The following is a 14,491-nucleotide window of genomic DNA, read 5'->3' as shown; positions in this document are numbered from 1 at the left end:
AAGGTTATGTTCAAGGATAACTGGATTCAAATACTGGCCGAATTAGAACGTAAGGGGGAGCCTTGTGTGCTGGTGACTGTGGTCGAGCATAAAGGCTCTACGCCTCGTGATAGCGGTACCAAGATGCTGGTGACCGAACAAGGCTGCTACGCCACCATCGGCGGTGGTCATCTTGAGTATAAGGCGCTGAAGCTGGCGCGCGATATGCTGCTCAGTGGTGAACAACAGATGAAGGTTGAGCGCTTTAATCTGGGCGCTAGCCTAGGTCAGTGTTGCGGCGGCATGGCCAGCATTATGCTGGAGCCTGTGGTGCAGGCGCGTCATCATTTGGTGCTGTTTGGTGCCGGTCATGTGGCTAAAGCCTTGGTGCATATTCTGGCCACATTGCCGTTTCGTATTACTTGGATTGATGAGCGCGAGTCTGAATTTCCGCTTGAGCAAATAGCTAATGTGACTCAGGTGGTCAGCGATGACTCGGTTGGAGAGATAGCCAGTCAACCCGCGAATAGTTTTTATCTGGTAATGACCCACAACCATCAGTTGGACTTGGAGCTTTGCGCCAAAATACTTAAACGCCAAGATGCCCGCTACTTTGGGGTCATTGGCTCAAAAACCAAACGTAAACGCTTTGATTATAAGCTGAAAGAGCGGGGCTTTAGTGAGGCTAACCTGACACAGATGATTTGCCCGATTGGTTTAAGTGAAGTTAGCGGTAAACATCCCGCCGAAATTGCAGTGTCGGTGGCGGGTGAGCTGATTCGTGAATATCAGCAAGTGGGCACTCTTGCCGCAGTGACGGGCTCAATCGTGACACAGGTAGCATCGCCCCGCGCTGAGTTTAGCGACATAACGAATGACGTGGTTGTTGCTCAATAAATAACGACAACCTTTTTTTAGTTTACAGGAGAAGCCTTTTCATGACGCAAGTGACCGCCTATCGCGCCGCCATTTTGCATAGCTTGGCCGATCCGGCCCAAGTAGGGCTGGACGCAAGTTACGACTATTACGAAGATGGTATTTTGGTAGTGGCAGACGGCCATATTAGCGATATCGGCCCGGCAGATCAGGTGCTGGCGCGCTTGCCTGCAGCAGCCGAACTGCTGAACTTTGAACATAAGCTGATTACGGCAGGGTTTATTGATACCCACATTCATTTTCCGCAAACCGAAATGATCGCCTCTTACGGTGAGCAGCTACTGGACTGGTTGAATAACTACACCTTTCCTGAAGAGGGCAAGTTTGCCGATCCGGTTCATGCAAAGCGCGTCGCCAGTTTTTTTCTCGACGAACTACTGCGCAACGGCACCACTACAGCCATGGTCTTCGGTACCGTGCATAAAGCGTCGGTAGAGGCGTTTTTTACGGAGTCTGACAAGCGTAATATGCGCATGATTGCCGGGAAGGTCATGATGGATCGCAATGCGCCTGACTATTTGTTGGATACCCCTGAGTCTAGCTACATCGATAGTAAAGATTTAATCGAGCGCTGGCATAAAAAAGGCCGTCAGCTCTATGCCGTAACGCCACGATTCGCCCCCACAAGCACCGCCGAGCAGCTAGACATGGCGGGGCGCTTATTACAGGAATACGATGACGTTTATCTGCAAACGCATTTATCTGAAAATAAACAAGAAATTACCTGGGTAAAAGAGCTCTTTCCCGATAGAGCTGGTTATCTTGATGTCTATGATCATTTTGGCTTATTGGGCGAACGGTCGGTTTTCGCTCATGCGGTGCATTTAGAACAAGCTGAATGTGAGCGTATGAGCGAAACGGACTCTGTGATCTCTTTTTGTCCCACATCCAATCTATTTCTTGGCTCGGGGCTGTTAGATCTACCTGCCATGGAAAATCATAACATACGGGTTGGTTTAGGTACCGATGTGGGCGGTGGCACCAGCTTTTCCATGCTGCGCACCATATCCGAAGCTTATAAGATCCAGCAGTTGCAACAGCATAAATTACATCCGTTAAAGGCCTTGTACTTAGCAACCTTGGGTGGCGCTCGGGCACTGAGTTTGGATGATAAAATAGGTAACCTAGCGATTGGCAAAGAAGCGGATTTCTTGATCCTCGACCTACATGCCACGCCGTTAATACAAACGCGTATGAATAATACACACAGTTTGTTTGAACAATTATTTGTGCTGATGATGCTGGGAGATGATCGAGCCATCGCTGAAACTTATATTGCGGGGCAGCGTCAATATCAACGAGAACAAGCCTCTAAGTAGGTCTTAGTTAATGACGATGTAAAAAGCGCCCAATAAGGGCGTTTTTTGTGTTCAGTCACAGTCTTGAATATTGTGGCTGTTGTATTGCGTAAAACCCAGTAAGATTGTATACGTGATTACAAAAAATTAACTAACAAGCAAACATTGCGCTGCGTTAATAGCCATTAATGCGCTAATTAGCCGGTAATGTCAGCTTTAATCGGAAATCTTATTTATGAGTTCACTCAGTCAGCTGGAGCCCAGACCCGTCAAGTCGAGCTTAAATACCCAAGATGATATTGTTTATGAACACATTTTTGATGCAATTTTGGAACAACGCTTAGCACCTGGTACCAAACTTAGCGAAGAAGCATTAGGCGAAATTTTTGGCGTGAGTCGCACCATTATCCGTCGTGCCTTGCTGCGGTTGTCTCATGAACAGGTGGTGAGTATTCGACCTAACCGTGGTGCCGTAGTGGCAGCCCCTAGCGTTGACGAGGCACGGCAAATATTTGCGGCGCGGCGCGTGGTTGAGTTGGCGGTAATTGCCCTGGCTGTAAAAAATGCCACTCCCGAGAGCCTCGGGCGCATTCGTACCATGGTACAAGAAGAGCACGCTGCATTTGCCCGTGGCGACCGCGGCCGCGGCATTCGTTTGTCTGGAGAGTTCCATTTAGAGCTGGCTAACATGGCTCACAACACGCCTTTACTTAACTTTCAACGCAGTGTGGTATCACAAACGTCACTCATTATTGCCCAATATGAAGTAGGCCATCAGGCGGATTGTTCTTTTAACGAGCATGAAGCGCTGTTGTTGGCCATTGAGTCTGGCGATCCAGACCGTGCCGTTGCCATGATGGGGCAGCACCTAGATCATATTGAAGGTAAATTGAACTTGGATAATGAGTCAGCCTCCACCGATTTACACGTGGTGTTCTCGGGCGTGGTCAAGAAAAAGCCAAAAAGTTAGCGATAACCATCATTTATTAGGGCCAGGTATAGCTGGCCCACCTTGCTTTTCCCTTCTGCTATAGTCATTTACACCACCTCTGGCATGGTGAATTTGTCGTGGCTACCATTTACCCTGAGGGTGGTCCAAGTCACGACGTCCAACTGGCGCTACCGACATGAGCGTTCGACTCCTAATGTTATAGGCATGTAAACAACAGTAACGACTGTTGAGATTATAGTTATTGCACAGCCTAATTGGGGGCTGCAAAGGGAGCATGTCATGTCTGTAGAAAACCAGAAAAGCGTCGCCTTACTCGAGCAATTATTTGCCGCATTTAACCGTCATGACATTGATGGTGTTGTGGCCTGTATGAGCGAAGATTGTGTCTTCGAAGGAGCTGCTGGCGCCGAAGCGTACGGTACTCGCTTTACCGGTATTGCCGCTGTGGCAGATGCTTTTGTTAAAGTGTGGACCACCTATCCTGATGTTAGTTGGCAGAATACCAGCCACTTCGCCGTTGGCGACAAGGCGGTGTCTCAGTGGACCTTTTGTGCCACCTGCCCGGATGGAAAACGCATAGAAGCCGATGGCGTCGATATTTTTACGGTGAAAGACGACAAACTGGTGTTAAAGCAGGCTTTCCGTAAAGACCGCCCGCTGCTGGATCCCAAGTAAAGCATCACCAGGGTTTCAACTTTTCATCGGGGAATACGAATATGGATATCGCCAACAAAATCCAGGCGGAGCTCAGCCAGTCTGCTCAGCCCAAAAAAGTGCTAGATAGTTATGATCCCACCTATGATCCTTTGGTGGCGGCTACGCCAGGGCGAGGCCAGCAGTATGCTCCCACCTATTGGGTGGCAACCGCCGGTACGGCGCCGGAAGACGATGGCCCTATTACCCAAGATGTAGATGTGGATGTGGCCATTATTGGCAGCGGCTTTACCGGCTTGACCTGTGCGCTATTTTTGGCCAAAGAGCACGGTATTAAGGCGACGGTATTGGAAGCCAATCAGGTTAGTTGGGGGTGTACCAGTCGCAACGGCGGTCAGGCGCAGAATGCATCGGGTCGGTTAACTCGATCTCAATGGATCCAACGCTGGGGTATAGACACAGCCCGTAAGATGCACGAAGAAGTGCAAGAAGGCTTTGCGACTTTCAAGGGGTTGATTAAAGAAGGTAATATCGACTGTAATCCCCAAGACGGTGGCCATTTGTATGTTGCTCATCGGGAAAAGGCGTTACGTAAGCTGGAAGCCGAAGGCAAGGTGCTGCGTGATCAATTCGGTTATCAAACTGAGATGCTCGACAAAGCCACCCTAAGCCGTAACTACGTCGATGAGGCCGAAGCGGTAGGCGCCATGCACGAGCCGGATGGCATTGGTGTGCACCCACTCAAGCTGGCGCACGGTTACCAGCGCATGGCGCGGGAGTTAGGGGCGACCATACATCCGTCCAGCCCCGTTACTGGTTGGGAAACTAAAAATGGTATTCATTATCTGCAGACACCCGGTGGCATAGTACGAGCGCGGGCGGTGGCGGTGGCGACGGGAGGCTATACCTCTCAGGGCCTACATCATCAGCTGCGCAATAAAATTATGCCGATATTGTCTAACTCGCTGGTTACTCGGCCGATGACAGATCAAGAGCTTGCCGCCTGTAACTTCAAGACCAATGAAGTGATCACCGACACCCGCACCTTGCGTCATTATTATCGAAAGCTGCCGGATAATCGCTTACAAATTGGTAGCCGTAGCTCCATTACCGGCAGTGATGCGGCGAACCCTAAGCACCTACAGTTGCTGGTCGAGGGCATGCATCGTAAGTTTCCGGCGCTCACCGGCATTAATGTAGATTACTCATGGTGGGGCTGGGTCGATGTCAGCCACGACATGATGCCACGCATCGCTCAGCCTGATGAGAAAGAGCAGGTGTTCTATGCCTTGGGCTACGGCGGTAATGGTGTGATGTTCTCGGCCCACGCCGGCCGACGCATGGCTCAGCGAGTTGCAGGTATTAAGGAAGGTTTTGAGCTACCGATTTACGACACTGCATTACCGGGTCACCTATTTTCACCCTTTCGTCGGTTGGGGCAACGGATGTTATATAACTGGTATCAGCTGCGTGACGAGCATTTGTAAGCCAACATGGCGGGGTGTGATGTAAGCACTTTACTTTTGTGCGCATTGGGTTACAAAGGTGTAACCCAATGGCACGGTAATGCTCCGGTATTGTCGTTGCCTGCTTTCTCATTCGTAGACAGGTAGCCGATTCATGTTCCCGCTGTTTCATTTCTCCACGGAAAAAACCACCAGTCTGCAACAGCAGCTACGCGAGCAGATTGCCGTCGCTATTCTCAATGGCAATATCCCCCAAGACAATCCACTCCCTTCTAGCCGCAAGCTGGCCAAACAACTGAGTATTGCGCGCAATACGGTAGTGCTAGCCTATGAGCACTTGTTAGACGACGGCTATCTAATCGCCAGAGAGCGTAGTGGTTATTTCGTCAATCCGGACATTTTATCCCGTCAGCTGAAGGTGCCGCAGCCGAGTAGCCCGCAAGAAGAAGGCGCTGCACCGGATTGGTTACATAAGCTCAAGATTACTCCGAGCAGCCAGCATAATATCACCAAGCCTAAAGACTGGCAGAAGTACCCTTATCCTTTTATTTATGGTCAGTTTGATACCAGTTTGTTTCCTAGCAACCATTGGCGCGAATGCTGCAGAGATGCGGTGAGCGTGCCAGCGATCCGCGACTGGGCCTCGGATCGTTTCGATGCCGACGATCCGCTACTGATTGAACAAATCCGAACTCGACTGTTACCTCGGCGTGGGGTTTGGGCGTCAGCAGACCAGATACTGGTAACGGTCGGCGCTCAGCAGGCCTTGTATATGTTAGCTCGACTACTGCTGGATAAAGACAGCACCATTGGTATTGAAGAGCCAGGCTATGTGGACATTCGTAATATTTCGACCATGAACCCAGCCCGCGTACGCGGGCTGCCGGTTGATGAACAGGGGCTGATCGTCGACGAGGGGCTTAACGGGTGCGATGCGGTGTTTACTACTCCTAGTCATCAATGCCCGACCACGGTGACCATGCCGCTAGATCGACGCTATGCCCTGTTAGAAAAAGCCATCGAACAGGATTTTTTGATCATCGAAGATGATTATGAATGCGAAAGTAACTTCAAGTCCAATCCGATACCGGCACTAAAGAGTCTGGATACCAACGATCGGGTGCTGTACGTCGGCAGTCTGTCCAAAACGCTAGCGCCAGGGCTGAGGCTTGGTTATTTGGTGGGGCCGGCCGAGCTTATTCGCGAAGCTCGGGCCTTGCGTCGGCTGATACTGCGTCATCCTGCGGCTAATAATCAGCGTTCGGTTGCATTATTTTTGGAGCGGGGCTACCACGACGCCCTGATTATGAATATCGCCAAGGCTTACGAAGAGCGCTGGCAGGAAATGGGGGAGGCCTTGAATGAATACCTGCCTTGCTCCACTCGTCAGCCCAGTTTTGGCGGTTCTTGTTACTGGGTAAAAGGCCCGGAAGGGTTGGATAGCCGACTACTACGTAAGGAAGCGGCTGACAGAGGTATTTTGATTGAGCCGGGTGATATTCACTTTTTGGAGCAGCCGGCACCTCTTAATTATTTTCGCCTTGGTTACTCATCTATTCCGGCTCATAAGATACGACCAGGCATTAAGGCGCTGGTGGAACTGATCAAGGATATGGTTTAGCACTTACTCGTAATAAATAGTGGTTCGCACCAGTAATCAGTAAATGTTTATAAAATGTTAACCAAAGGCGCCTTCGTGCGCCTTTTTTTGTTTTTAAGGCTCTGATTATTATGAGTAAATACTCTGGCGTAACGTATGTTACGTAACTGGTCCTACTCAGTCATCCCTCCAGTTCCTACTCTAGTCCTCAGTGAATCGCATCATGCCATCAGGCATTAATTGTCTGAATCGAGTTGTCTGAGAGGGGAAGCCTGAATAGCTCGATGGATACTAAAGGTGTTATTCGCCTGTATTAATAATGAACGTAAACCTGCTTGAACCGAATATTGGATTGAACACTCCGGGTGGCGGTACCTATCGCCACCAACAGGACACAGCAAAAGGAAGACAGCTATGCCACGTATGACTCCTAGTGAAGCCTTGGTTGAAACTCTGGCGGCAAATGGTGTAACCGATGCCTTTGGCATCATGGGTTCTGCTTTTATGGATGCCATGGATATTTTCGCGCCAGCCGGTATTCGACTCATCCCGGTAGTTCACGAGCAGGGTGCGGGCCATATGGCCGATGGTTATTCTCGCGTCAGTGGTCGCCACGGGGTGTGTATTGCCCAGAATGGTCCCGGCATTACCAACTTCGTGACAGCCATTGCCGCCGCCTACTGGGCACACAGCCCTGTGGTCTGTATCACTCCCGAAACCGGCTCCATGAGCCAAGGTTTGGGTGGTTTTCAGGAAGCCCAACAGCTACCGTTTTTCGAAACTATCACTAAATATCAAGGCCATGTGGCCAACCCGGCCCGTATGGCCGAGATCACCGCCCGTTGTTTTGACCGTGCCATGCTAGAAAACGGCCCGACCCAACTGAATATTCCGCGTGACTTCTTCTACGGCGATATCGACGTCGAAATCCCCCAGCCTATCCGTATCGAACGAGGTGCTGGTGGCGAGCAGAGCCTGCAGGAAGCGGCAGAGCTGCTGGCCAACGCCAAGAACCCGGTGATCATCTCCGGTGGTGGTGTGGTGATGTCCGATGCCGTCGAGGAATGTAAAGCACTGGCCGAGTTTTTGGGCGCGCCGGTTGTGAACAGCTACCTGCACAACGACTCCTTCCCAGCTAGCCACCCGCTGTGGTGTGGTCCTCTGGGTTACCAGGGCTCCAAGGCGGGTATGAAGTTGATTTCTCGTGCCGACGTAGTGCTGGCACTGGGCACTCGTTTAGGTCCGTTTGGCACTTTGCCGCAGCACGGCATGGATTACTGGCCGAAAGACGCCAAGATTATCCAGGTTGACTGCGATGCCAAGATGTTGGGTCTGGTGAAGAAAATTTCCGTTGGTGTCTGTGGCGACGCCAAGGCCGCCGCGGTGTCTATGCTGAAGCGCTTAGAAGAGCTTGATGTGCATTGCTTAGAAACCAAAGGTGCCCGTGGCAGTGAAATCGCCGCCGAAAAAGCGGCTTGGGAACAAGAGCTAGACGAGTGGATCCACGAGAAGGATGACTACTCACTGGACATGATTGCCGAGCAGGCCGAAGAAGAGGGCAGCTTCCTGCACCCTCGCCAAGTATTGCGCGAGCTGGAAAAAGCCATGCCAGAAGACGCTATGGTGTCTACCGACATCGGTAACATTAACTCGGTGGCCAACAGCTACCTGCGTTTCGAAAGACCGCGCTCTTTCTTCGCCGCCATGAGCTTCGGCAACTGTGGTTACGCCCTGCCCACCATTATTGGTGCCAAGGTAGCCGCTCCCGAGCGTACCGCTATCTCCTACGCTGGTGACGGCGCTTGGGGTATGTCGATGATGGAAATCATGACCTGTGTGCGTGAGCAAATACCGGTAACTTCTATCGTATTCCACAACCGTCAGTGGGGCGCCGAGAAGAAGAACCAAGTTGATTTCTACAACCGTCGCTTCGTAGCTGGTGATCTAGAAAACCCGAGCTTTGCAGAAATCGCTCGTGGTATGGGAGCAGAAGGGGTCGTTGTTGACCGTCTGGAAGACGTAGGTCCGGCACTTAAGGCCGCCTGTGCTGCCCAGAAGGAAGGTAAGACCACGGTTATTGAAATTCTGTGTACCCGTGAACTGGGTGACCCCTTCCGTCGTGACGCCCTGTCTAAGCCGGTACGTCACTTGGAGAAGTACAAGGACTACTGCTAATCGTGCTGGCTACCCGCCGTTGCGAGCAGCCAAGCTAAAAGAGTTTGAGTTATCGACGATGTCGTTGATACAGATTACAAAGGGTTGGCTAAGCCAACCCTTTTTCTCACCCTTTTACGACCACGTTGTTATGCAGAGGTGGATCACGGGAGATAACCCGATGCCATTGCCACAGTGGTTTCCGGTTGTTTTCTGTCTGTCAGGAAGGAATTAAATCATGCTCAGTACCACGCCCAAAGAATGCCCGGCCCGGTTGCTGGCCCAGGCCCGTCAGCACCCCCGAGTCACCACTGTGGTGATCAACCCGATTAACGAGATATCTCTGGCCAGCGCACGCATGGCTAACGAGCAGGGGTTGATCGAGCCGATACTGGTGGGTGACATTGAGACCATGCGCCGTCAGGCCGAGGCGATGGGTTGGTCGCTGGAGCAGATTCGCCTGGTGCAGGCCGCCGATGAAACGGAAGCGGCTCGGTTAGGGGTGGCATTGGTCAGTCAGGGCGAGGCGCATTCCATCATGAAGGGACATGTGCATACCGACATTCTGCTGCGGGCCGTGCTAAACAAAGCGGCGGGCCTGCGTACAAATAGTCGTCTGAGTCATGTGTTTTACATGACAGTGCCCGGTATCGACAAGGCGCTGTGTATTACCGATGCGGTGATCAACGTGCAGCCGTCGGTCCTCGACAAGTTGCATATCGCCCGCAATGCCATCGAATTTATGCATGCACTGGGCAATCTTGAGCCCAAAGTGGCACTGCTATCGGGTACCGAAGAGGTGAGCAAGAGCATGCCCTCCAGTCAGGACGCCGCCGAGCTGGTTAAACTGGCTGCTATGGGCGCTATGCCTGGTGCCGTAGTGGAAGGCCCACTAGCATTCGACAATGCGGTATCGCTCGAAGCGGCGACCATCAAGGGCATCAAAGGCAAGGTTCCTGGGCAGGTGGATATTCTGTTGGTGCCTAATCTTGAGTCGGGGAACTTTCTCTTCAAGCAGATGGTATATTTCATGGGAGCTACTGCAGCCGGTTTGGTGCTGGGTGCCCGAGTACCGATTATTCTGACATCGCGGGCCGATCCGCCCGAGGCTCGGCTGGCCTCCTGCGCTTTGGCTTCGTTGTATTGTGCCCATCGGGCAGTGCAGGTATCTTGAATTCAGCGTTATTGCGCATTCATTAAAGGAGTCGAATATGTCGCTCAGTCGTTATGGTTTTATTGTAAAAGGCGCGGATCTGGAGCTATTCAAGCACCATAGCCGCATCAAAAGTGAATTGTTTGATATCGCTGTGTCCGGCGTACAAACCCTAGAAGAGGCCATTATGGCCGCCCAGGAAATGTTAACCCGACGCATCGAAGTCATTGAGCTGTGTGGTGGTTTTACTGCCGCAGAAGAAGCGCAGATCCGCGAAGCGATCAACGATCATGTTCCCTTGGGCCGAGTGCAATATCGCAGTGAAGATCAGGCTCGCGTCGACTGGCCCGATTAATAATTAGTACTGTATTGATGCTGTCGTTACCGCCCCCGTATGGTTTGTCCATCCGGGGGCGGTGTCGTTACAGCATCAATAAAGACTTCCCGGTCATATGCTGGGTGTTGAAGTCGAGCCCCTTGATCCTTCCCATGCAGCGGCAGTGCCTGTTGACGCTGTTTGCTGGTAACTCGATATAAAAAAGGCGGCAATTTCTGCCACCTTGTTCAGTATGTGGAGTGTTGAAATAGAGGATTAGTGCTTTTGTGAGACAGCTTTGCTTGCCGTGTCTTTTTCGGGGCGAGGCACGATCAGGGTGGGAATGCGCGCTTCGCGCAGCACATTTTTGGCTACGCTACCCAGCAGAGTCTGAAACCAGCCCTTCTCGTGGGCGCCCATCACAATTAAATCACAACCCAGCTCCCTAGAGCGCTTGAGAATCGTTTCGGTAGGGTAACCTTCTACCACTTCGCAGCCGATGATTTTAGAGCGCAAAGCCTGTTCTTCTGGTGCAATGACCTCCCAGAAATGGTCTTGGCGTTGTTGCAGCTGGTCTTGGGCATGACGAAGTCGTTGATGCAAAAACTCCTCACGGCTGCTCTGATTAAGAATATAAGACTGCAGGGTCAATCGTTCATCGCTAGACAGCTCTTCAACCACTTTCAGAATATGCACCTCGGCACCGGTTGTTTTAGCCAGATAGATAGCATATTTAAAGGCGTAAGAGGCATTTTTGGATAAGTCGGTACAGTACAGGATTTTATTTATTTCCGGCAACATCGGCGCATCCCTCATATTAAGTATTAAAGACAGGGCAGATTAATTATCGGCCCTGTCTATCATAGTGAACTCGTCGTTAATATCCCAGTAGGCTGGGTAAAAATAGAGTTATTTGTGGTATATAAGCGATGATAAATACGGCCAGCACCGAGGTAAAAGCAAAGGGTAGGGCACGAATCGAAATTTCTTCGATAGACGTCCCTGACACGCCGGAGGCAATAAATAAATTTTCGCCCAGAGGAGGGGTCTGAAAGCCAATAGAAAGGCTGCACACCACCACAATGCCGAAGTGAATGGGATCTATCCCTAAATTATAAGCTATCGGTAACAGCACCGGCGTTAAGATCATGATGGCAGCCAGCGTTTCCATAAACATGCCGACAAACAGCAAGAAGAAGATGATCAGCGCCCAAATCAGATAAAGATTAGTGGTCACCTCCAGCATGGAAGACGCTACGATGGCCGGGATCTGATTCTCTACTAGCAGGCGACCGAACACGGTGGCAGTAAACAAGATCAGCAACACGCGCCCAGTGAGCCAAGTGGTGGTTTCTAACGACCGCATCACCGCTTTTATTTTTAGTTCTTTGTGCACGAAAAAACCAATGAACAAGGTATAGAAGATGGCAACGATAGCGGACTCGGTAGGGGTGAACAGACCGCTGTAAATACCACCCAATATCACCACAGGTGCCAGCATTGACCAGATACCTTTGCGCATAGCGGTGCGGGTTGTGGCAACAGACCAGCCTTCGGTCGTCCCTTTATAACCGTATTTTCTACACAGAAAATAGTTCATGATCAGCAAGCCACCGGCTAGCACCATGCCCGGCAAGACGCCGGCGATAAACAATTTGGGAATAGATACTGACTGAAACTGTCCGTATTGAGCAATAGCTTCTGGCGGGGCCATCATACCCATGGCGGAAATGCCAAAAATAACCATGGGAATGGACGGCGGTATTACCACGCCTAAACCACCGGACGAGGCAGTAATAGCCGAGGCATATCCCTTGCTGTAACCCCGATCGACCATGGCCGGGATCATTAGCATACCAACAGCTGCAGTGGTGGCTGGGCCCGAGCCTGAAATGGCACCGAAGAACATACAGGCCATAACGGTGGCGGCCGACATGCCGCCGGTGAAGGGGCCGGCAAAGCTTTCAGCCAGATCTACCAGCCGTTTAGAAATACCTGCGGCTTCCATCAAGGCACCGGCCAGAATAAAAGCGGGCAGCGCCATTAGAGGGAAAGAGCCGACCGAGGTAAAGGCAATTTGTACCAGCTTGATGGGGTTGTCGCCCAGATAAAGAAAAGAGGCGAGGGCGGATACTCCTAAAGACACACTGATAGGAGCGCCTAGCAGCAGTAATAGCAGAAAGCTCCCGAATAAGATCATAACGACGGATGATTCAACCATGGGTGACTCCTGCCTTAACTCGGTTTGTTTTGTTGGTCGGAGGATTCGATCAGTTTCTCAACTTCCAAAGATTCTGGATCACGAATGTCGATGCCTTTGATCAGCTTGTAATAATTGACCTGTAATATGCGTATTGTCATCAGAGTGAAGGCAATCGGTAATATGATGTACACATATTTCATCGGGAAACCCAATGTTTGGGATTTCCAAAATAAATTCATTTTATTAAATACAAAATCATAGCTTAAATAAATAAAGTAACCGTTGAAACAGACCCAAATTAGATCCGCAATTGCTTCAGAAATAACAGCAACAATGGGTGGAAAAAATTTGAATTGGAAGGTCACCCGGTTGTGTGCCGCGAGCTTAGTGGCATAGCTTGCACCAAAATAAACAAACCATACAAACATGTAAGTGGATAATTCTTCGGTCCAGGAAAGAGAGTGGTTAAATACCTGTCGCGAGATTATTTGTGCAAACAATAAAATAACAAAAGAAGCGAGTAGAGTTCTACAAATTACGTTTTCTATATTATCGACAATCTTGAACAGTAACTTTCCAATGCTCATGGCGATGTCTCCCTAAGAAGAGTGCACCCGCAGCATAGCGGGTGCACTCTGGTTGAACCGACGATTTAAATAGTGTCGCGTCCGAGGGAAGTCAGAATCTTGTTCAGATTATCTTTACCACCCAACTGCTTGTAGTACTTGGGCCATACTTGGTCGATGGCTTGCTGCATCCATTGCTTTTCTCCGTCGGCTGGCTCGGTAATTTCCATGCCATTGGCGGTCAGCTCAGCTTTAATCTTGTCTTCTTGCTCAACCAGCCATTGGGCACTGTGATCGGTAGCAGCCTGACCAGCTTCCAGAATGGCTTTTTGCATATCGGCAGGCTGAGACTGAAAGACAGATTCAGACACGATCAGCGGTTCAATGGAGAACAGATAGCGAATATTGGTGATGTACTTCTGTACTTCATCAAACTTCATCGCCGACACGGTAATGTAGGGGTTATCCTGCCCGTCAACGACGCCTAGCTGCAGGCCGGTAAAGGTTTCAGACCAGGCCATGGGCGTAGGGTTGATGCCCCATGCGCGATAGGTATCAATCATAATTTCGTTGTTGGGGACTCGAATTTTCAAGCCTTCCAAATCGGCCAGTGACGATACAGGTTGCTTGGAGTTAGTCAGCACTCGAAACCCGGAATAAGCCCAGCCGATAATGCGCACCCCAGCATCACGAATGGTGTTTTCTACCAGCTGCTTACCGACCTCACCCTGAGTCAGGGTCATTGCATCGTCTAGGCTGTGTACCATATAGGGCAAGGTCAGCACGCCGACAGAAGGTGAAAAAGGGGTTACGTTGTTGATGGCCAGAATGGAGAAATCGAGCAACCCCATTGACGCATCGTTGACTGTAGCCTGCTCATCGCCCAGCTGGCCGTTAAGGAACATTTTGGTGTCGTGCTTGCCACCGGTTTTTTCCTTGAACACTTCTGAAAACTTAAGACCCAGTTCGTGCTGGGTGCCACCGGCACCGTCACCCACCGCAATACGAAAGGTATTTGCCTGCGCGACCGAGCTGCCGACGGCTATCGCGCCAGCACAAAGGGCGAAGGAGATGGACTTGATAAAGCGTTGCTTAAATATCATGGCTTCTTGCTCCAGTTTTTGATGCTCCGTCCGTATGGCGGAACAGGTCCTTCCGTGATGCCAGGCAGGTGAGAACCGATGTTTCACCGTGCCTACTACTGGCGTTTTCTG

Annotated in this window: 13 protein-coding genes; 9 read left to right on the top strand and 4 right to left on the bottom strand. The window is 50.7% G+C overall.

The window, feature by feature from the left end; translation table 11 throughout:
• Positions 1-6: 6 nt before the first annotated feature.
• The 9 genes from xdhC (at position 7) to ACFQ1C_RS07455 (ending at position 10,547) form a co-directional block, all read left to right on the top strand.
• Complete coding sequence (gene xdhC / locus ACFQ1C_RS07495) at positions 7-876, top strand: xanthine dehydrogenase accessory protein XdhC (protein WP_379557986.1); 870 nt, start codon at positions 7-9, stop codon at positions 874-876.
• Positions 877-917: 41 nt separating this feature from the next.
• A complete protein-coding gene (guaD, locus tag ACFQ1C_RS07490; protein WP_379557985.1) occupies positions 918-2,234 on the top strand; it encodes a guanine deaminase in 1,317 nt (438 codons plus the stop codon).
• Positions 2,235-2,448: 214 nt separating this feature from the next.
• Positions 2,449-3,183: a GntR family transcriptional regulator gene (locus tag ACFQ1C_RS07485; protein WP_379557984.1), complete on the top strand. Its 735-nt coding sequence runs from the start codon at positions 2,449-2,451 to the stop codon at positions 3,181-3,183.
• Positions 3,184-3,444: 261 nt separating this feature from the next.
• On the top strand, positions 3,445-3,840 hold the full coding sequence (locus ACFQ1C_RS07480) for a nuclear transport factor 2 family protein (RefSeq protein ID WP_379557983.1): 396 nt from the start codon (positions 3,445-3,447) through the stop codon (positions 3,838-3,840).
• Between the two features lie 41 nt (positions 3,841-3,881).
• A complete protein-coding gene (locus ACFQ1C_RS07475; RefSeq protein WP_379557982.1) occupies positions 3,882-5,306 on the top strand; it encodes an FAD-dependent oxidoreductase in 1,425 nt (474 codons plus the stop codon).
• A 133-nt stretch (positions 5,307-5,439) separates the two neighbouring features.
• Positions 5,440-6,906 (top strand): MocR-like pyridoxine biosynthesis transcription factor PdxR, encoded by a 1,467-nt coding sequence (gene pdxR / locus ACFQ1C_RS07470; protein WP_379557981.1) that lies wholly within the window; start codon positions 5,440-5,442, stop codon positions 6,904-6,906.
• 393 nt (positions 6,907-7,299) lie between these two features.
• The gene (gene xsc, locus ACFQ1C_RS07465) at positions 7,300-9,060 is read left to right on the top strand and encodes a sulfoacetaldehyde acetyltransferase (protein ID WP_379557980.1); all 1,761 of its coding nucleotides are present in this window, start codon (positions 7,300-7,302) and stop codon (positions 9,058-9,060) included.
• A 217-nt stretch (positions 9,061-9,277) separates the two neighbouring features.
• The gene (locus ACFQ1C_RS07460; protein ID WP_379557979.1) at positions 9,278-10,213 is read left to right on the top strand and encodes a bifunctional enoyl-CoA hydratase/phosphate acetyltransferase; all 936 of its coding nucleotides are present in this window, start codon (positions 9,278-9,280) and stop codon (positions 10,211-10,213) included.
• 37 nt (positions 10,214-10,250) lie between these two features.
• Positions 10,251-10,547, top strand: coding sequence for a DUF6506 family protein (locus tag ACFQ1C_RS07455; RefSeq protein ID WP_379557978.1), 297 nt, complete (start codon positions 10,251-10,253; stop codon positions 10,545-10,547).
• 237 nt (positions 10,548-10,784) lie between these two features.
• Here the strand turns inward: ACFQ1C_RS07455 and ACFQ1C_RS07450 are convergent, their stop codons facing one another.
• The 4 genes from ACFQ1C_RS07450 to ACFQ1C_RS07435 form a co-directional block, all read right to left on the bottom strand.
• On the bottom strand, positions 10,785-11,309 hold the full coding sequence (locus ACFQ1C_RS07450; RefSeq protein WP_379557977.1) for a universal stress protein: 525 nt from the start codon (positions 11,307-11,309) through the stop codon (positions 10,785-10,787).
• Positions 11,310-11,385: 76 nt separating this feature from the next.
• Positions 11,386-12,729, bottom strand: a complete 1,344-nt coding sequence (locus tag ACFQ1C_RS07445; protein WP_379557976.1) for a TRAP transporter large permease — start codon at positions 12,727-12,729, stop codon at positions 11,386-11,388.
• A 14-nt stretch (positions 12,730-12,743) separates the two neighbouring features.
• Entirely contained in the window at positions 12,744-13,298 is a 555-nt protein-coding gene (locus ACFQ1C_RS07440) for a TRAP transporter small permease (RefSeq protein ID WP_379557975.1), read from the bottom strand.
• 65 nt (positions 13,299-13,363) lie between these two features.
• On the bottom strand, positions 13,364-14,380 hold the full coding sequence (locus tag ACFQ1C_RS07435) for a TRAP transporter substrate-binding protein (protein WP_379557974.1): 1,017 nt from the start codon (positions 14,378-14,380) through the stop codon (positions 13,364-13,366).
• Positions 14,381-14,491 lie beyond the last annotated feature (111 nt).

It is taken from the genome of Oceanisphaera ostreae (assembly GCF_042676125.1).
Taxonomy (GTDB): domain Bacteria; phylum Pseudomonadota; class Gammaproteobacteria; order Enterobacterales; family Aeromonadaceae; genus Oceanimonas; species Oceanimonas ostreae.
This window is presented reverse-complemented; position numbering and strand designations above follow the sequence as displayed.